The organism is Streptomyces sp. NPDC007189 (assembly GCF_040703635.1).
Taxonomy (GTDB): Bacteria; Actinomycetota; Actinomycetes; order Streptomycetales; family Streptomycetaceae; genus Streptomyces.
The window spans coordinates 354,116-373,551 of record NZ_JBEYEY010000005.1 but is presented as its reverse complement, the minus strand read 5'-3'; the positions used below and the strand labels follow the sequence as shown (position 1 = coordinate 373,551).

The window sequence follows — 19,436 nt, the reverse complement described above, 5'->3', positions numbered from 1 at the left end:
AGCCATGCAGGTCTGGCCTGGAGAGGCGTATCCGCTCGGCGCCACCTATGACGGCGCCGGAACCAACTTCGCGGTCTTCACGGAGGCCGCGGACCGAGTAGAGCTGTGTCTGCTGCACGACGACGGCTCGGAGACGGCGGTGGAACTCCGCGAGAGCGACGCGTTCGTGCGGCACGCGTACGTGCCGGGCGTGATGCCGGGGCAGCGGTACGGGTTCCGGGTGCACGGCCCGTACGACCCCGGGCGCGGGCTGCGCTGCAACTCAGCCAAGCTGCTGCTCGACCCGTACGCGAAGGCGGTCAGCGGCTCGATCCGCTGGGGCGAGGAGGTGTACGGCTATCACTTCGGCTCCCCGGACAGCCGCAACGACCTGGACTCGGCGCCGCACACCATGGCGTCGGTGGTGATCAACCCGTACTTCGACTGGGGCGACGACCGGCCGCCGCGCACCGAGTACCACCACACGGTGATCTACGAGGCGCACGTCAAGGGCCTGACCATGCGCCACCCGGGTCTGCCCGAGGAGCTGCGGGGCACGTACGCGGCGCTCGCGCACCCCGCGGTCATCGAACACCTGACCAAGCTCGGGGTGACGGCTCTGGAGCTGATGCCCGTCCACCAGTTCGTGAACGACCACCGGCTGGTCGACATGGGCCTGAGCAATTACTGGGGCTACAACACGATCGGGTTCTTCGCGCCGCACAACGCCTACGCCTCCTGGGGCGACCGCGGGCAGCAGGTGCTGGAGTTCAAGTCGGCGGTCCGGGCGCTGCACGAGGCCGGGATCGAGGTCATCCTGGACGTCGTCTACAACCACACCGCCGAGGGCAACCATCTGGGCCCGACGCTGTCCTTCAAGGGCATCGACAACCCGTCGTACTACCGGCTCATGGACGACCGGCGGTACTACATGGACACCACGGGCACCGGGAACTCGCTGCTGATGCGGTCCCCGCACGTGCTGCAGCTGATCATGGACTCGCTGCGGTACTGGGTCACCGAGATGCACGTCGACGGGTTCCGGTTCGACCTCGCGGCGACCCTGGCCCGGCAGTTCCACGAGGTCGACCGGCTGTCGTCGTTCTTCGACCTGGTGCAGCAGGACCCGGTGGTCTCGCAGGTGAAGCTGATCGCCGAGCCGTGGGACGTGGGCGAGGGCGGCTACCAGGTGGGCAATTTCCCGCCGCTGTGGACCGAGTGGAACGGCAAGTACCGGGACACGGTGCGCGACCTGTGGCGGGGCGAGCCGCGGGCGCTCGCGGAGTTCGCCTCGCGGTTGACCGGCTCCTCGGACCTCTACCAGGACGACGGCCGCCGCCCGCTCGCCTCGATCAACTTCGTCACCTGCCACGACGGCTTCACCCTGCACGATCTCGTCTCGTACAACGACAAGCACAACGCGGCCAACGGCGAGGACAACCGGGACGGGGAGAGCCACAACCGGTCCTGGAACTGCGGGGCCGAGGGCGAGACCGACGACCCCGGCGTACTCGCGCTGCGCGCCCGGCAGATGCGGAACTTCATCGCCACGCTGATGCTGTCCCAGGGCGTGCCGATGATCAGCCACGGCGACGAGTTCGCCCGCACCCAGCGCGGCAACAACAACGCGTACTGCCAGGACAACGAGGTGTCCTGGCTGCACTGGCCGGAGCCCTCGGACGGCGACCTGCTGGAGTTCACGCGCGCGATGGTGTGGCTGCGGCGGGACCACCCGGTCCTGCGCCGGCGCCGGTTCTTCCACGGCCGTCCGGTGGAGGGCACCCACGACGATCTGTCCGACATCGCCTGGTTCACCCCGGAGGGCACCGAGATGACCCAGCGCGACTGGGACTCGGCGCCGGCGTCCGCGCTGACGGTGTTCCTCAACGGCAACGCGATCTCCGAGCCCGGTGCGCGCGGGGAACGCATCACCGACGACTCCTTCCTGCTGATGTTCAACGCCTCCCCGCAGCCGCTGGACTTCCTGGTGCCGGTCAACCACGGCCGGCAGTGGCAGGTGGTGGTCGACACGGCCCGTCCGGACGGGGTGCCGCCGGGGTCCGGGCCGAAGGTCGGGGCCGGCGACCGGCTCACCCTGCCGGACCGCAGCCTGACGGTGCTGCAACGGCCGACGTGACCCCGGCCGCGCGGCAGGCAGTCCCGCCCGGCGGGGCTGCCTGCCCGGTACGCGCGCGTGGCGGTCGTTTTCTCCCGGTGGGCCGGATGGGCGAGGGTGCGTCCGTTCAGGCGGCGATGACACGAAAGGCGGCCGGCTGGGTACGTAGGTTTCCATGACTTCCGCCCGACCCGGACCGGCAGTGCCCACCGCCACCTACCGGCTGCAGCTCCAGCCCGCGTTCCCGTTCGCGGCCGCCGCGGCGGCCGTACCGTACCTGGCGTCGCTCGGCGTCTCGCATCTGCATCTCTCGCCCGTCCTTCAGGCCGTGCCCGGCTCCCCGCACGGCTACGACGTGGTGGACCACGCGCGCGTGCGCGAGGAACTGGGCGGCGAGGAGGGCCTGCGGTCGCTGGCCCGCACCGCCCGCGAGCACGGTCTCGGCCTGGTGGCCGACATCGTGCCGAACCACATGGCCATGGCGCCCCGGCACAACCACGCCCTGTGGGAGGTGCTGCGGGAGGGGCCCGGCTCGCCGTACGCGCGCTGGTTCGACATCGACTGGGAGGCGCAGAGCGGGCAGGTGCTGCTGCCGGTGCTCGGCGGCCCGCTCGGCTCGCAGCTGGAGCACCTCGTGGTCGACGGTGACGTGCTGCGCTACCACGAGCACGCCTTCCCGCTGCGCGCGGGCACCGCCGGCCTGCCGCTGCCGGAGCTGCTGGACGCCCAGTGGTACCGGCCGGTGTGGTGGCGGCTGGCCCGTACCGAGCTGAACTACCGGCGGTTCTTCAGCATCTCGGAGCTGATCGGGGTGCGCGTGGAGGATCCGGAGGTGTTCGAGGCCACCCACGCCAAGATCCTGCAGCTGCTGCACGAGGGCGTGCTCGACGGACTGCGCGTCGACCATCCCGACGGGCTCGCCGACCCCGACGCCTACCTCGCGCGGCTGCACGAGGCGACCGGCGGGCGCTGGACGGTGGTGGAGAAGATCCTCGCCGACGGCGAACGGCTCCCGGCGTCCTGGCCCGTCGCGGGCACCACCGGCTACGACGCCCTGCGGCAGATCGACGGCCTGTTCACCGACCAGACCGGGGCGTACGAACTGCTGGGCCGCTACCGGGCGTTCGCGGCGCCGCAGACGGACCGGGGCGGCAACTGGGAGGCGACGGTACGGCGCGCCGCCTACAAGGTGCTCACGCACGAGCTGGCCACCGAGACCGACCGGCTCACCCGGGCGGCCACCCGGCTCTGCGCGACCTCCCCCGACCTGGACCTGCGCGACCGGGCGCCCTGGGCGCTGCGCACGGCCGTGGAGGAGCTGCTGGTGCGGATGCGGGTCTACCGGCCGTACGCCTCCACCGACGCGGCCTCCGTCGTCACCGAGGAGGCCGCCGAGGAGGCCCGGCTCGCCTTCGTGGTCCCCGAGGAGGCGGACGCCGTCGACGTCGTGCGCCGGCTGCTCGTCGAGCCGCCCGGCGACCCGTCGGCGCCGGACCACGCCGGCCGGGTGGAGTTCCGCACCCGGTTCGCGCAGACCGCGTCGGCGCTGCGCGCCAAGTCGGTGGAGGACACCGCGTTCTACCGCTACGTGCCGCTGCTGTCGGCGACCGAGGTGGGCGGGGACCCGGGGCGGCCGGGGGTGTCGCCGGAGGACTTCCACGCGTACTGCGCGCGCGTGCAGCGCGACTGGCCGGACACCGGCACGGTGGTCTCCACGCACGACACCAAGCGCAGCGCCGACGTGCGCGCCGCGCTGGCCGTGCTCACCGAGTGCCCCGACCGGTGGGCGGAGCTGCTGGCCGAGGTGAACCGGCCCGAGGAGGGCGTGGGCGTGCCGGACGGGCAGCTGGCCTGGGCGGCCTGGCAGACGGTGTTCGGGCTGGGGCCCGCCGAGGAGGAGCGGGTGCAGCAGGCGCTGCTGAAGCACGCGCGCGAGGCGGGCATGTACACCAGCTGGACGGAGCAGGAACCGCCGTACGAGGAGGCGGTGGCGGCGTTCGTCGCGGCCGGGCCGTGCGGGCCGCCCGGCGAGCGCGTGGCCGCGTTCCGCAAGGCGCTGGAGCCGCACATCCGGGCCAACGTGCTCGGCACCGCCCTGGTCCATCTGACGATGCCGGGCGTGCCGGACCTGTACCAGGGCACGGAGGGCGAGTACCGGGCGCTGGTGGACCCGGACAACCGGCGCCCGGTGCCCCTCCCGCCCGAGGTGCCCGGCGAGAAGGACGCGCTGACGGCGGCGGCCCTGCGGCTGCGCGCCCGGCGCCCCGGCGCCTTCGGCGCGTCCGCGTCCTACGACCCGCTCACCGCCGAGGGCCCGGCGGCCGGGCACTGTGTGGCGTTCACGCGCTCCGGCGAGGTGGTCACGGCGGTGACCCGGCTCTCCCTCCGGCTCGCGGAGACGGGCGGCTGGCAGAACACCCGCCTCACCCTGCCGCCCGGCCGCTGGACGGACGTCCTCACCCCCGACCGCCAGTTCACCGGCGACACACCTCTGGCAGACCTCTTCGACCGGCGGCCGGTGGCACTGCTGGAGCGAGCCGGGGAGGAGTGAACGGGGCTCAGCGCAGCGGCGCGGGCGGGCGGAGCGGGCGGGCGGGGCGGGTGGTCGGGCCCGTGCTCTTGTGGGCCGGGTTGGTCGTCGGACCCGTGCACTTCCGGCCGGCGGATGGGCGCGGGCTCAGCACAGCGACACGAGGAACGGCGCGTGCGGGCGGGCCGGGACGTCGACCCCGTGCTCTAGCGGGCCGGGGGGATCGTCGGCCCGTCCTCTTTGGGCCGGCGGATGGGCGCGGCCTCAGCGCAGCGACGCAGGGAACGGCTCGTGCGGGCGGGGCGGGTGGTCGGGCCCGTGCTCTTGTGGGCCGGGTTGGTCGTCGGTCCCGTCCTCTTGCGGGCGGGGCGGGTGGGCGCGGCCTCAGCACAGCGACGCGGGCAGCGGCTCGCGCGAGCGGGGCGGGACGTCGGTCCCCTGCTCTAGCGGGCCAGGTTGGTCGCCGGTCCCGTGCGCTTCGGGCCGGCGGATGGACGCGACCTCAGCGCAGCGACGCAGGCAGCGGCTCTTGCGGGCGAGGCCGGTCGTCGGCCCCGTGCTCTGGCGGACGAGGCGGGTCGTCGGGCCCGTGGTCTTCGTGGCGGTGGATGGGCGCGGCCCGGCGGCCGGGTGGTGCTCCCGGGGTGGGCCATGTGGTGCGCAGGAGGTCCATGAAGGCCTCGGCGGCGCCGGTGGGCCTCACGCGCGCGTAGACGGCCAGGGGGCGCTTCCAGGCCGGGTCGGGGGTGAGGATGGCGCAGTCCTCGCCCACCGCGCCGCGCACGACGTCGGCCGACGCCACGCACACCCCGACCCCGGCGGCGGCCATCCGCACGGCCGTCGAGGTGTGCTCGGTCCACACGGCGGTCCGCGGCCGGAACCCGGCCTTGCCGCAGGCCCAGTCGAGGAACCGCTCGCCGTGGACGACGGGTTCCAGCGCGCAGCGGACCCAGGCCCGGTCCGCGAGCTCGGGCAGCCTGACCGTCGTACGGCCCGCGAGGCGGTCGTCGAACGGCACCACCAGGACCAGCTCCTCGTCCCCGACCGGTACGACGGTGCCGGGCGGGTCGGCGGGCACCGGGCCGAAGGCGAGGTCGGCGGTGCCGCGCTGCACGGCCTCCTCCAGGGCCTCGGCGGTGGCATACTCGTGCAGCCGCAGCAGGACGCGGGGACGGGCCGCGCGCCAGCGGGCGAAGACGTCGGGCAGGACGCCGACGGCGAGGGAGTGCAGGGTGGCGACGTGCAGTTCGCCGCCCTCGGCGCCGGCGGTGGCGCGGGCCGCCCGGCGGGCCTGCGCGGCGCTGCGGACGGCGAGTTCGGCGTGCGGAAGGAAGGCGCGCCCCATCGGGGTGAGGCGCACACCGCGCGGCATGCGCTCCAGCAGGGCGCCGCCGACCGACTTCTCCAGGGCCTTGATCTGGTGCGAGAGCGCGGGCTGTGTGACGCGCAGGACGTCCGCCGCACGGGTGAACGACGCCTCCTGCACGACCGTCACGAAGTACTCCATCTGCCGCAGGCTCAACTCCCCGTCCTCCCATGAAGATCCTGCATGGCTTCCACAAGAACATTGCCTTGGACTCATGGCAAGGCAGGGGCGCAGGGTGGTGCCATGACCCTCACCACAGCGGATGTCCTCGTCATCGGCGGCGGCACCGGCGGGTACAGCACCGCCCTGCACGCCGCCGAGCTGGTCGACGGCATCGCCGAGGCGCGCGAGCGGTGGGGTGTGAAGGCCACGCTGGACTCGGTCGACTGGGCGGCGCTGGTGGCCACCCGGGACGACATCGTGGCGCGCAACCACAAGGGCGTCGAAGCGCATCTGGCGCACGCCGGCGTGCGGGTGGTCCGGGGCAGCGCCCGGCTGACGGGGCCGCGGACGGTGCGCGTGGAGGGGATCCCGGCGGATGCCGCGCCCGGCGTGCGGCCGCGGTCCGCGCCCGGCGTGCACGACCTCACCGCCCGTCGCGGGATCGTGCTCGCCACCGGCTCGCGCCCGCGCACGCTCCCCGGCCTCACGCCCGACGGGCGGCGCGTGGTGACCAGCGACGACGCCCTGTTCGCGCCGGGCCTGCCGGCGTCCGTGCTGGTGCTGGGCGGCGGCGCGATCGGCGTGGAGTACGCCTCCTTCCACCGGTCGATGGGCGCCGAGGTCACCCTGGTCGAGGCCGCGGACCGGATCGTTCCGCTGGAGGACGCCGAGGTGAGCCGGCATCTGACGCGCGGTCTGAAGAAGCGCGGGATCGATGTGCGGGCGGGCGCCCGGCTGCTGGACGCGGAGGTGCTGGAGGGCGGCGTACGCGCGCGTGTGCGCACCGCGCGGGGCGAGGTGCGCACCGTGGAGGCGGAGCGGCTGCTGGTGGCCGTCGGCCGGGCGCCGGTCACCGAGGGCCTGGACCTGGCCGCGGCCGAGCTTACGGCGGACGCGCGGGGGTTCGTCGTACCGGCGGACTGGAACCGGCTGGAGACGGCCGTGCCGGGCGTCCACGTCGTCGGGGACCTCCTGCCGCCGCCGTCCCTCGGGCTCGCCCACGCCTCGTTCGCGGAGGGGCTGCTGGTCGCCGAGACGCTGGCCGGGTTGCCGTCGGCCCCGGTGGACTACGCGGCCGTGCCCCGGGTGACGTACTCGGCGCCGCAGACCGCCTCGGTGGGGCTGAGCGAGACGGAGGCACGCGCGCGTGGGCGCGAGGTCGAAGTGAACACGATGCCGCTGACCGCCGTGGCCAAGGGCATGGTGCACGGCCAGGGCGGCATGGTGAAGGTCGTCGCCGAGGCCGGCGGCGGTCAGGTGCTCGGCGTGCACCTGGTCGGCCCGCACGTGTCGGAGATGATCGCCGAGAGCCAGCTGATCGTCGGCTGGGACGCCGAGCCCTCGGACGTGGCCCGGCACGTGCACGCGCACCCGACGCTGTCGGAGGCGGTGGGCGAGGTGTTCCTGACCCTCGCGGGACGCGGCCTGCACCAGCAGTGACCGCACGGCACGCACCGCCCGCACCGCGCCCCGGGTCTCGAGCCCGAGCGCTCCCGGGAGCTCCCCCTCCGCATGCTTGACAGTTCACCTTAAGCGTGCGGGACTGGGAGGGCGAAGCCGGGCGGAACAAGTCGGGGGTGAGTCTTCTGCCGGAGCTGCGCTACCCCACCGTTCCCGAACTGGTCGCCTCCGCTCAGGCGTTGGCCGCTCAGGAACCCGGGCTGTGCTCGCTCAGGCAGGTCGGCGTCTCACGCGCGGGAAGACCCCTGCACCTGCTCTCGGTCGGGCATGCCCGGCGGGCGGTGCTGGTGGTCGCCGGCGCGCACGCCAACGAGCCGGCCGGCGGCTCCACGCTGCGGGTGCTGGCCGAACGCGTCCTCGCGGAGCGCGAGTTGCGGGCCGACACCTCCTGGCACTTCCTGCTGTGCGCGGATCCGGACGGCGCGAGCCTGCATGTGACACCGGCGCCGCGCAGCCTGCTCGACTACCACCTCGGCTTCTACCGGCCGACGGGCGCCGAGCAGCCGGAGTGGTCGCCGTCCGTGCTGCCGCCGGACCGGCTGCCGCCCGAGACCCGGACGCTGACCGGGGTGATCGACGAACTGCGGCCCTACCTCCAGGTCACCCTGCACGGCACCGATCTCGGCGGCAGCTGGGTGCAGCTGACCAGGGACGTGCCCGGGCTCGCCGAGCCGTTCGCCAAGTCCGCCGCGCAGCTGCACATCCCGGTGGAGACGGGCGCCTCCGACGCCGCCGGCTGGCCGGCCGCCGCCCCCGGGGTGCATGTCATGCCCGGCCCCGAGACGGGCGCCGCCTACCCGAGCATGCCGGACGACGCACGGCACAGCACCTGGTACCACGCGCACCGGTACGGCGGTCTGACGGCCGTGGTGGAGGTGCCGATGTGGGCCAGCGACCTGGTCGACGACCCGGCGCCGCACCCGGCGCCGGCGGCGGCGATGCGGCGCCTGGCGAAGCGGCTGCTGCGGGACTCGCTGGAGGTGGAGCGGATCCTCGCCGAGGCGCTGCCCCGCCTCGACGGCGTGGACGGTCCGCTGCTGCGGGCGGCGCGCTGGGCGCTGGAGCTGGTCCCGGGGCTCGCCGAGGACTGGATCCACACGCCGCCCGCCGGGACGACGATGGCGTACGTCGGCAGTGTGGACGCCTTCGGACGGCGGCTGCCGCTGCGCGCGGCGGCGATGCTGCTGCGGGTGCTGCGGGAGGCGGACGACCGGGCGGCGCCCCGGCTGGAACAGCTCGTGGCCGACTGGTGCGACGCCTTCGCGGAGCGCTTCCGGGCCCGCTGGGTGCCGCTGGAACACCAGGTGGAGCACCAGTCCCGGACGGTCCTGGTGGCGGCCCAGCAGGCCCGCGAGCGGGCGGTGTGAGCGGCGTGGACCCGCACCACCGCCCGGCGCACCGTCCCCGACCGGTTGGCCGTCAGCCGTCCAGGTCGAACACCGCGCCCGTACGCGCCTCCATGGTGCACGTGTTGGCGTAGGTCTCCTGGAAGTCGACCGGCCGGCCGTTCCAGCGGCCGTACGCGCGGGCGGTCACCGGGGCGTAGATCATCGGGCAGAAGACGTTCCTGGGCGGGATGCGGCCGATGTCTCCGTCGGCGGCGGCGAGTTCGGCGCAGGCCTCTTCCGAGTGCGCGTCGCGCCGGGGCGGCCCGCACAGCAGCAGGGCGTCCCGGGTGGCGCCCGCGCCGGCTTCGCCCTTGGCGACGGTGAGGTAGAGCCAGTTGCCGTGTCCGTGGCCGCGGGTGGCCGCGGCGGCCGGGCCGGCGGTGAGGAGCCCGGCGGCCGCCAGCAGGGCGCCGCCCGCCGCTGCCGCTGTGGTGATGTACGTCATGCCCCCTTGCATCGGCACGCCGGCCGGTGTTCCGCAGTGCGGCTCACCCGATCGGGACGGCACGCGCGCGTGCGGGAGCGCCTGTTCGACAGGGCCGGCCGGCGCCGGTCAGCTCGCGGCGAGCCGGTACACCACCCGGCCGAAGGCGACCTGGTCGCCCTCGCGGACCACGACCGAGCCGATCACCCGGCGGCCGTTGACGGTGGTGCCGTTGGTGGAGCCGAGGTCCCTGAGGACCCACACGCCGCCCTGGCGGCGCAGTTCCGCGTGCACGCGGGAGACCGTCTCGTGGTTCAGGCGCAGCCCGTTGGCGGGGTCCCGGCCGATGCGCAGCGGGTGGGTGTGCGCGGGGTGCGGCAGCAGCAGCTTGGGCAGCCGCTCGGCCTGCCAGGCCCGGCGCAGCCGTACGGTGAACCCGGAGACGGCCTCGACGGTGCCGAGGACCGCGCGGGAGAAACGGTTCTCGCGGGGCAGGTCGGCGACGAGGGCGGCCAGTTCGTCGGCGCGGCGGGCGGCCAGCGCCAGCTCCATGCGGCGCACGAACGTGTCGTGCGAGAGCCTGCCCATGGCGGCGCCGTCCCGCAGCATCCGCAGCGCCTTGTCACGTTCCGCGTCGGACAGCCGCGCGGGGTACGTGGAGAACTCGAAGGACGACGTCACGCTGGTGATTGTCGGGCAGTGGACCCCGGGTGTCCAGAAAACGGGGAATCGGCGCCGGTCTGCGGGTACTTCCACGACACCCGGCGGGAAAGGACGGATTCGACGCCTGATTGATCGTTCCGGCGGGCACGATGGGGACGCGGGACATCACGGTGAGCAGGCGAGGGATCACAGACGAAGGGGAACCGTCCGTGCAGTTCGAGGTGTGGGCACCGCAGGCAGACCGAGTGACGCTCCATTGCGAGGGCGGCACGCGCGCGTTGGCGCGCGATCCCGAGCGCGCCGGCTGGTGGACGGGGGAGGCGGAGGCCGCGGACGGCGCCCGGTACGGCTTCGCCCTGGACGACGGTCCCGTGCTGCCCGACCCGCGCTCGCGCCGCCAGCCGGACGGCCCGGACGGGCTGAGCGCGGTGCTGGACCACGGACGGTACGCGTGGCGGGTGCCGTGGGCGGGGCGCGGGCTGCCGGGCGCGGTGCTGTACGAGCTGCACGTGGGCACGTACACCCCCGAGGGCACCCTCGACGCGGCCGCGGCCCGCCTGGAGCATCTCGCGGAACTGGGTGTCACGCACGTGGAGTTGATGCCGCTGTGCCCGTTCCCCGGGCGGCACGGCTGGGGGTACGAGGGGGTGTCGCTGTGGGCGGTGCACGAACCGTACGGCGGCCCCGAGGCGCTGAAGCGTTTCGTCGACCGGGCGCACGAGCTGGGGCTCGGGGTGGTCCTGGACGTCGTACACAATCATCTGGGGCCTTCCGGCAACTATCTGCCGCGGTTCGGGCCGTACTTCACCGACACCCACACCACGCCCTGGGGCTCGGCGGTGAACCTGGACGCGCCCGGCTCGGACGAGGTGCGCGCGTTCCTCGTCGGCAGCGCGCTGGCGTGGCTGCGGGACTACCGGATCGACGGGCTGCGCCTGGACGCGGTGCACGCGCTGTACGACACGCGCGCGGTGCACTACCTGGAGGAGCTGTCCGCGGCGGTGGACGGCCTCGCCGAGGAGCTGGGCCGGCCGCTGTTCCTCATCGCCGAGTCGGACCTGAACAACCCGCGGTTCATCACCCCGCGCGCAAAGCACGGCCTCGGCCTGCACGCGCAGTGGAACGACGACTTCCACCACGCCCTGCACACCGCGCTGACAGGTGAGTCGCAGGGCTACTACGCCGACTTCGCGCGGGCGCCGTTCGCCGCGCTCGCCAAGACCCTGACCGGCGGCTACTTCCACGACGGCACGTACTCCAGCTTCCGCGGGCGGCACCACGGCCGGCCGCTGGACCGCGCGCGGGTGGCCGGGCACCGGCTGGTCGGCTACAGCCAGACCCACGACCAGGTCGGCAACCGCGCCCAGGGCGACCGGCTCTCCGCCCTCCTCTCCCCCGGCCTGCTGGCCTGCGCGGCCGCGCTCACGCTGACCTCGCCGTTCACGCCGATGCTGTTCATGGGCGAGGAGTGGGCGGCGGGCACGCCCTGGCAGTTCTTCACCGACCACACCGACCCCGAGCTGGCCGAGGCGGTACGGCGGGGCCGGCGGCGGGAGTTCGCGGCGCACGGCTGGGCCGAGGAGGACGTACCGGACCCGCAGGACCCGGCGACCCGCGAGCGGTCCTGCCTGGACTGGTCGGAGCCGGAGCGCGCGCCCCACGCGCGCGTGCTGGACTGGTACCGCAGGCTGATCGCGCTGCGCCGCGAGCAGCCGGACCTCACCGATCCGGACCTGGCCGACACCAAGGTGGCGTACGACGAGAAAGCCCGCTGGCTGGCCTTCCGGCGCGGTGACGTGTGCGTGGCGGTGAACCTCGGCAAGGCGCCGGCGTCCATCCCGCTCGGCACCCGTCCCGCGGTGGTCCTGGCCGCATGGGAGCCGGTGACGACGCCGGACGAGAACGGCCTGCTCCAGGTGCCCGCGGAGTCCTGCGTGGTGCTGGCGCAGCCCTGAGGCCGCGCGGTCCCCGGCGCCGGCCGGCTACGGCTCGGTCCCGTCCTCCTTGAAGTCCGACAGCCGCTCCAGCAGGATCGGCTCCCACGCCCGCCCCAACTGCGTCCGCAGCAGGACCGGGGAGCCGCCCGCGCGGCCCTCGATGTGGTCGGCGAGTCGGATGACGGCGTCGCAGCGGGCCAGCCACAGACCGCGCAGGCAGGGGCGGGCGCCGTAGCCGGCGAGGGTGGCGGCGCGGACGGCCGCGGGGGAGCCCACGGCGACGGCCAGTCCGGCGATGTCCTCGGCGGGGTCGCCGAGGGCCGCCTGGGTCCACTCCAGGATGCCGCGCACCCTGCCGTCGGCGCTGACCACCACGTGCTCACCGGTCAGGCCGTGGTGGGTGAGGACGGCGGTGCCGGGCTGCGCGGCGAGCTGGGCCGCGCCCGCCGGGGGCAGCTGGAGCAGCCGGGCGGCGTCGAACTCGTCGGCGGCGGCGAGCCGTTCGGCCGCGTGCACGGCCATGCGGCGCAGCGCCTCCAGGGAGCGCGGCGCGGTGCGCGGCACGCCGAGCGCCTCCGCCTGCCGTGCGGGCACCGCGCGCAGCCCCTGGAGCAGCCCGGCGAGGTCGGCCTCGCCGACGGCGGAGACGTCGTGCTCGTCGGCGGTGCCGCCGGGCACCTTGGTGTCCAGGGTGCAGGCGAGTCCGGGCGCCCATTCGCCGTGGGCGATGCTGGCGGGGACGGTCACGGGGAGGTGCGGGCGCACCAGGTCGCGCACCCGCAGTTCCCGGCGGCGCGCCACCGAGGCCTCGCGGTCGGGCGCTAGGCGCAGCACATGGCGGGTGCCGACCCACCAGGTGTACGCCCGGTCCTCGGTCACGGGCCGCACGTCCGGTCCCTTGGTGTCGTCGCCCTCCTTGAGCAGCGAGCGGACCAGTCTGCGGACGGTGTCCGCGGTGGGTGTCGGTGCCTGGGTCATGGATCGCGGGTCGCCGTTCCGGGTGTCGTCGAGGGGTGTCTCCTGGGCCTCTCAGTCCACTATGACCATCTCACGGGTGGTGTTGTTCAAACGGCGGACGCCGTCCTCGGTCACCGTGACGATGTCCTCGATGCGCACCCCGAAGCGGCCGGGCAGATAGATGCCGGGTTCGACGGAGAAGCACATGCCGGGCACGAGGGGCTGCTCCTCGCCCTCGATCATGTACGGCGGTTCGTGCGTGGTGACGCCGATGCCGTGCCCGGTGCGGTGGATGAAGTACTCGCCGTACCCGGCGTCGGTGATCACCGCGCGGGCGGCGCGGTCCACGTCCTGGCAGGCGGCCCCGGGCCGTACGGCCTGGCAGCCCTGTTCCTGGGCCTCGCGGACGATGTCGTGCACCCGGCGCTCCTCCTCGCCGGGCTCGCCGACGTGGACGGTGCGGGTGGTGTCGGAGCCGTAGCCGTCCATCAGGCCGCCGAAGTCGAGGACGACCATGTCGCCGCGTCGGATAACCCGGTCGCCGACCTCGTGGTGCGGGTTGGCGCCGTTGGGGCCGGAGCCGACGATGGTGAAGTCGACCTGCTCGTGGCCGAAGCGGCGCAGCAGGCCGGCGAGGTCGTGGCCGACGTCGGACTCGCGGCGGCCGGCGAAGGGGACTTTGCGGATCTCCTCGAACGTCGCGTCGGCGGCCGCTCCGGCGGCTGCGAGGAGTTCCAGTTCCGCGGCGTCCTTGACGGCGCGCAGCATGGGGAGGGCGTCGGTGAGAGCGGCGTAGGAGGTGTCCGGCAGGGCCCGCTGGAGGCCCAGCAGGTGCATGGCCCAGGTGTTGTCGCTGATGCCGAAGCGGCCGTGGCCGTCGAGGAGGCCGGCGGTGACGGCGTAGGGGTCCTTGCCGTCGGTCCAGTCGCGCAGGGTGAGCGCGGAGGCGCCGGTGGCGTGCTCGGCGTCCGGCGCCTCCAGCGTGGGCACGACGAGCACGGGGTCCTGGCCGGGCGTGAGCACGAGCAGGGTGAGCCGTTCGGTGACGGCGGTGGGCGTGTAGCCGGTGAGCCAGACCATGTCCGGCCCCGGTGCCACGAGCAGCCCCGCGAGGCCGGCGTCGGCCGCGGAGCGCGCGGCACGCTCCATGCGGGCCTTGTAGTCGGCGGCGGTGAAGTGCGCGGGCGTGCTACCGGTCATCCGGGCCTCCGGGTGCGGGTGGGGAAACGGGCGACGGCGTCTCGGGCAGCATCCTGCCCGGCCGGACAGGGTCGCGCGAGCCGGTCGCCGCTGCTCCCCGCGCGGCGCGGTCGGCTCGGAAGGGACTCGGCATGGGGCCATCATGGCGCGCGGGGCCCACGGTGACCAGCGGGTTTCCCGGGGTGACCGAGGGCCTGTGAGGCGGCCGCCGGCGCCGGTCCGCTCAGGTCACCACGCCCGGTGCGACCGTCAACTGCTGGTAGCCCCCGCTGCTGTGACGCACGGTGAGGAGCACCTGCCGGCCGGGCCGGGCCCCGGCGACGGCGCGGGCGAGGTCGCCTGCGGTGTCGACGCGGGTGAAGCCGAACTGCAGCACGACGTCCCCGCGGACGAGGCCGGCCGCATAGCCGGGTCCGGGCACGTGCACGCCCACGACCAGCGCGCCCGCCTTCTCGGCGTCGACGGCCTCGACGCCCAGAGTGGCCCCGGGCGCGGCGGCCGGGGCGGGGCTCGGGCCGGCGGCGGGGGCGGTGGGCGCGGTGGACGCGGCCCTGTCCGGCGGCGCGGCCGGCGGGGCCTGGTGGCGCAGTTCGGCGAGCCGGCTCAGGCCGATCACCGTGGCGCCGACCGTGCCGATGCCGACGCCGGCCAGCACCAGCAGGGTGCCGGTGAACACGCCGAGCAGCAGCGCCCGCAGCCGCCGCGCGCGACGCGGCACGGCGTGCGGGCGGTGCGGCGCGCCGGGCTCGGTGCCGCTGTCCCGCCGGTCCTGCCCGGGCATCGCCTTGGGACGCAACGCTGTGTATTCCATGGTTCCCTCGCCTCCGGCTGATGCTCTACCCGGAGCACCGGCCCCCGACGAGACACGAACGAGTGAGACTGGCCGAAGGGTGGCGGAGGGTAGTCATGGCAGGCGGAGGTGGGCGTGCGGGCGCCGGACGGGCGGCTCGGTGCTGGGTCGTTTTCCGGGCAGCGGGCCCGGGTCCGTGGGTGTCAGCCGGTGTGCCCCTCTCCGTGGCCGCCGTGGGCGCCGCCGTGGTCGAACTTCATCGCTTCGGCCGGCATGACGACGAAGGGCCGCATCATGCCCATGTCCTCGTGCTCCAGCAGATGGCAGTGGTACATGAACCGGCCGTACGCCCCGTCGAAGCGGCCCATGACCCGCAGCATCTGGCCGCCCGGCACCCGGAAGACGTCCTTGTTGCCGCGCTCGTTGGGCGCGAGGGGGATCGGCCGGCCGGCGTCGTACCGGATCGGCGTGCGGGTGCCGCCGGCGGCCGGGTCGAAGCCGGAGACGTCGTAGGCGTCCCGGCCGAGCAGCTGGAAGTCGGCCAGATGGATGTGCATGGGGTGCACGATGGGCGCGAGGTTGAGGAAGCTCCACTGCTCGTAGCCGCCCTCGGCGATGGTGAAGCCGAGGCCGTCGTTGAACGTCCGGGAGGTCCGCCGGTACGTCTTCGTGGCGCCGTCGGGCCCGGTGACCTGCACGATGCCGTCGGCCGGGAGCTGCAGTCCGGCCGGGTCCGCGACCTCGGTCAGCTCCCAGATCTCCGGGTGGCCGCCGGCGCCCCGGGTGGCGGGCGGGGTGAGCAGGACCAGCCGGTGGCCGTGCGGGAGGTCGTGGGTCAGGCGGCGGAAGGAGCCGGAGAGCACCTCGGGCAGTTCGAAGGGGTCTTCTTCGCAGCTCTCACGGACCCGGAACTCCAGGACGTCCGGGTACCGCACGTCACCGGCCGGATCGGGCACGCCCGCCGGCTGGTCGGGGCCCTTGTTCACCAGCCGCAGCCTCCGGCCCGCCAGCGCCCGGAAGTCGACCAGCAGGTCGAACCGCTCGGCCGGTGCGACGGTCAGCGTGGGCAGGTCCCCGTCGAAGTCGACCGGCACGGGGCGGGGCAGCAGCCCGCCGTCGCTGCCGATCTGGTGGACGGCGCCCGGCACCGGCTCGCCGTCCTCGTCGATCAGCACCAGCTCGAAGATGCGCGCGTTGGAGGCGTTGACCAGCCGGAAGCGGTACCAGGCGGCGTCCACCTCGGCGTACGGCCAGATGCGGCCGTTGACCGTGGTGTACGGGCCGGTGAAGGGCAGGGAGACCGGCTTTCCGGTCTCCGGGTTGCTCTGCTGGACGATCACCGTCTTGTGCAGCAGCCGGCCGTTGAGGCGGCCGTCCTCGTCGGTGTCCAGGTTGCGGTCGGCGAGCAGCAGCGGCATCTCCCGCTCGCCGGACGGCAGGTGAAGGGCGTCCTCCTCGTCGTCCCGGACGAGGTAGGTGCCGTACAGACCCGTCATCACGTTCCACCGCGTGATGTTCATGGCGTGGTCGTGGTACCACCACTGCACCGCCGGGTGGTCGTTCGGGTATTCCGACAGCTGGGCGTCGCCGTGTCCGACGGCGTTGTCCGCCCAGCCGTCGTTGCCGCCGCCGGTCTGGGCGCCGTGCAGGTGCGTCACCGTCCAGGCGGGCAGGGCGGCGACATCCTTGTCCGGCTCGACGCCCTCGCGGCCCGGCTCGGTGGAGGCGGGCGGGGCGCCGGGGGCGCGGGCGGGCACCTCGACGGAGGCGACCGGGTACTCGCTGTCCTTCGGTATGCGGTTGGTCCAGGCGATGCGGATCCGCTGTCCGCGCCGGACCTCGATGGTCGGGCCCGGCACATGGCCGTCGTACCCCCACATCAGGGTCGGCGGCAGCTGCGGGTGCAGGCGCACCCAGGTGGGGCGCAGGGCGATCTCGGTCTCGCGCAGGACGTCCTCCGCGGCGGGACGCAGAACGGGCGGGACGGTCAACGGCGCGAGATACGGCGTCAGTTCGTCCGGCGCCGACGGCTGCTGCCCCGTGGTCGCCTCGGTGAGCCTGTCGATGGTCTCGGTCAAGGTCGAACACCCCCGTGTGTTCGTTGTCTTGTTGTTCCCCTTACTCCTCAAGACTCCCGAGGGCTCACCGAAGTTCCCAGAATGCCCCGTTCCGTACGCGAAGATTCGGCGACCGTCAGCCGAGCGAGAGGGCCGGTACGGCGGGGGCGCGGTCGGGCAGGAAGCCGTGGGTGCGGCGGGCCAGCCACTCGGCCTTGTACCGGTCCACGTGCCGGTGCCAGTTGAGGATTCCGGCCATCCAGTTCTGCAGGTCGCGGACATAGCCGTCCATGGCGGCCCGCCCCGCCTCCGACAGCTCGAAGTCGTTGTAGACGACGGGCAGTTCGTGCTCGATGACGTGCTCGAACTGCTGCATGCGCTGGGTGTTCAGGTCGTGGACCACGCGCAGCGCGGTCGGATAGTCGGCGCCGAAGAAGTTCTGCACCACCAGGACGGCGTTGTGGATCTCGCCCTCGTACTCGATCTCCTTCTGGTACGAGAAGATGTCGTTGAGGAGACAGGCGTAGTCGACGGCGGCGTTCTCCAGGGAGCGCACCGGGCCGCTGCGGTACACCTCGGGCGGTACGGCCGGGCCGTGGCCCATCCGGCACAGGCTCAGGGTGAGGTCGGCGCCGAAGGTGGCGCGCCGCATCTCCAGGTAGTCGACCGGGTCGGGGATGCGGTTCTGCAGCTGGTTGGACAGCTCCCACACCCAGCTCTCGGTCATCGTGTCCACGGCGGCCCTCAGGGTGCGCCGTTGGCCGGCGGTCATGCCGGCCGTCGTGCGCGCCCACAGGTCGATGAGCCCGCGCTCCATGGCGTTGGCCGGGACGAGGGCCGGCTCCCCCTCGACGGGCATGCACCGCGACAGCCGGGCCGTGGTCAGGCGGGCGGCGGCGAGGTCGCGGCGGTGGCCGTACACCAGCGGGTAGTAGTCGTCGCCGTACGTCCCCCAGGCGAGCCACTGGGCGCTGAGGTCGAGGGCCTCCACGGTGGCGTCCGGGTCCAGGCCCGCCGAGCACAGCGCCAGGTCGTAGGCGGCGAGTTTGTCCTCGTCCCACACGCCCTCCACCAGGAAGCCCATGCGGTGCGACCAGGCGGTCAGGTTGCGGCGGGCGGCCTCCAGGTGGGGGCTCAGCTCGAGCCGGTACGGCATGTGGAACTCGGGCAGGACCGAGGGGCCGACCTTCTGGAACGGCACGTGGGTGTAGGCGCGCAGGCGTTCCTGGGCGGCCGCGGCGAGGAGTGCGCCGACGTCGGCGGCCGAGGCGCCGGTGCCGCTCGGCGCCTGCCACGGGGAGCCGCTGTGCGCCCCCTTGTTCATGTAGCGGCTGGAGCGCATGTGCCACTCGTGGCCGCCGGACTGCCAGTCCTGCAGGCCCTTGGTGTAGGCGGCGACCGCGGCGGTCTCGGCTGGGGTGAGGCCCTTCTCCAGGGCGAGGGCGGGGACTTCGGTGAGGGCGGTGTGCTCGAACTGGTGCAGGCGTGAGGTGAGGATGTCGTTGACGGTGTCGGCGGCCTCCTGCGTCGTACAGCCGAAGAAGGTCTCCAGGACGAGCACGCCGTTGCTGTTCTCGCCCTCGTCCTCGACCTCGCGCTGGTAGGAGAACAGGTCGTTGCGCAGGTGGACGGCGTCCGAGAAGGTCTCCATCAGGACCCGCAGCGGGCGGGTGCCGGCGACGGCGGGGGGCACCTCGGCGGTCGCGTACTCCACGAGCCCCGCCGACCAGGGGGCGCCGCCCACCTTGCGGCGCATCTCGATGTACTCGACGGGGTTGGCGATCCGCCCCTCGTTGATGTTCGACAGCTCCCACATCGACTCGTTGAGCAGGTGCTCGGTGGCCACGGAGAAGCGCCGGCGCCAGTTCGCGGACATCGACGGCACCGTGCGCGCCCACAGGTCCTTCAGGCCCGCCTCGACGGGGTTCTCCGGCTCGGGCACGGGGGCCGCCGGGTCGAGCGGCATGAACAGCGGCAGCCGGTCCAGGTGGGCCTTTCCGGCGGCGCGGTCCTGGGTGCGCTTGTACATGTCGAGGAAGTGGTCGTCGAAGAAGAACACCCACACGTACCAGTCGGTGATCAGCGAGAGGGCGGGGCCGTCGCAGTCGGGGTGGGTGTAGGCGCACAGGAGCCCGTAGTCGTGCGCCTCCAGGTCGGCCTGCTCCCAGATCCCGGAGCCTTCCAGCATGCCCATCTCGCGCGCCCACGCGGTCGAGTGGGCACGGGCCTCGTCGAGGTGCGGGTTGAGCCGCGCGGGATACGGCATGTAGAAGTGCGGGAGTTCGAACGGCTGCGTCATGGCCGGGCCCTACCCGCGCCGCCCCGCACGCATCCCCCGCGCGAAACATGATCACACCATCGCGTGAAATCCCCGCAAACCGGAACTCGGGCCGCCCCTAGTGATGT

The 19,436-nt window shown here is 73.8% G+C and carries 13 protein-coding genes; 5 read left to right on the top strand and 8 right to left on the bottom strand.

The genetic code is table 11. The features are described 5' to 3' along the window. The first annotated feature begins 4 nt into the window (after positions 1–4). Together glgX and treY are read left to right on the top strand one after the other, a co-directional pair. The gene (gene glgX / locus AB0950_RS13600; protein WP_366778548.1) at positions 5–2,116 is read left to right on the top strand and encodes a glycogen debranching protein GlgX; all 2,112 of its coding nucleotides are present in this window, start codon (positions 5–7) and stop codon (positions 2,114–2,116) included. A 154-nt stretch (positions 2,117–2,270) separates the two neighbouring features. Beyond that, positions 2,271–4,646 (top strand): malto-oligosyltrehalose synthase, encoded by a 2,376-nt coding sequence (gene treY, locus AB0950_RS13595; protein ID WP_360147641.1) that lies wholly within the window; start codon positions 2,271–2,273, stop codon positions 4,644–4,646. A gap of 481 nt (positions 4,647–5,127) precedes the next feature. Here treY and AB0950_RS13590 read toward each other — a convergent pair whose 3' ends face one another. Then, positions 5,128–6,147 (bottom strand): LysR family transcriptional regulator, encoded by a 1,020-nt coding sequence (locus AB0950_RS13590; RefSeq protein ID WP_366778547.1) that lies wholly within the window; start codon positions 6,145–6,147, stop codon positions 5,128–5,130. Positions 6,148–6,234: 87 nt separating this feature from the next. Between AB0950_RS13590 and AB0950_RS13585 the strand changes: the two genes are divergently transcribed. Then, on the top strand, positions 6,235–7,593 hold the full coding sequence (locus AB0950_RS13585) for an FAD-dependent oxidoreductase (RefSeq protein ID WP_366778546.1): 1,359 nt from the start codon (positions 6,235–6,237) through the stop codon (positions 7,591–7,593). A gap of 137 nt (positions 7,594–7,730) precedes the next feature. Next, positions 7,731–8,981: a M14 family zinc carboxypeptidase gene (locus AB0950_RS13580; protein ID WP_360147647.1), complete on the top strand. Its 1,251-nt coding sequence runs from the start codon at positions 7,731–7,733 to the stop codon at positions 8,979–8,981. 52 nt (positions 8,982–9,033) lie between these two features. Here the strand turns inward: AB0950_RS13580 and AB0950_RS13575 are convergent, their stop codons facing one another. After that, a complete protein-coding gene (locus AB0950_RS13575) occupies positions 9,034–9,447 on the bottom strand; it encodes an SSI family serine proteinase inhibitor (RefSeq protein ID WP_360147650.1) in 414 nt (137 codons plus the stop codon). Between the two features lie 108 nt (positions 9,448–9,555). Next, complete coding sequence (locus AB0950_RS13570) at positions 9,556–10,107, bottom strand: DUF1707 and FHA domain-containing protein (RefSeq protein ID WP_360147653.1); 552 nt, start codon at positions 10,105–10,107, stop codon at positions 9,556–9,558. Positions 10,108–10,298: 191 nt separating this feature from the next. On the opposite strand from AB0950_RS13570, the gene treZ reads away from it, so the two are divergent. Beyond that, positions 10,299–12,044: a malto-oligosyltrehalose trehalohydrolase gene (gene treZ / locus AB0950_RS13565; protein ID WP_360570495.1), complete on the top strand. Its 1,746-nt coding sequence runs from the start codon at positions 10,299–10,301 to the stop codon at positions 12,042–12,044. A 27-nt stretch (positions 12,045–12,071) separates the two neighbouring features. Here treZ and AB0950_RS13560 read toward each other — a convergent pair whose 3' ends face one another. From AB0950_RS13560 to cyc2, 5 genes are all read right to left on the bottom strand, one after another. Then, entirely contained in the window at positions 12,072–13,004 is a 933-nt protein-coding gene (locus AB0950_RS13560) for an aminoglycoside phosphotransferase family protein (RefSeq protein ID WP_360147659.1), read from the bottom strand. Between the two features lie 51 nt (positions 13,005–13,055). After that, entirely contained in the window at positions 13,056–14,183 is a 1,128-nt protein-coding gene (locus tag AB0950_RS13555; protein ID WP_360147662.1) for an aminopeptidase P family protein, read from the bottom strand. A gap of 223 nt (positions 14,184–14,406) precedes the next feature. Further along, positions 14,407–14,994 (bottom strand): PDZ domain-containing protein, encoded by a 588-nt coding sequence (locus tag AB0950_RS13550; protein WP_366778545.1) that lies wholly within the window; start codon positions 14,992–14,994, stop codon positions 14,407–14,409. Positions 14,995–15,176: 182 nt separating this feature from the next. Beyond that, the gene (gene phsA, locus AB0950_RS13545; protein ID WP_360147668.1) at positions 15,177–17,051 is read right to left on the bottom strand and encodes an O-aminophenol oxidase PhsA; all 1,875 of its coding nucleotides are present in this window, start codon (positions 17,049–17,051) and stop codon (positions 15,177–15,179) included. Between the two features lie 115 nt (positions 17,052–17,166). Further along, positions 17,167–19,329 carry a germacradienol/geosmin synthase Cyc2 gene (cyc2, locus tag AB0950_RS13540; protein WP_366778544.1) on the bottom strand — a complete coding sequence of 721 codons (2,163 nt, stop codon included), beginning with the start codon at positions 19,327–19,329 and terminating at the stop codon, positions 17,167–17,169. Between the last annotated feature and the right edge of the window lie 107 nt (positions 19,330–19,436).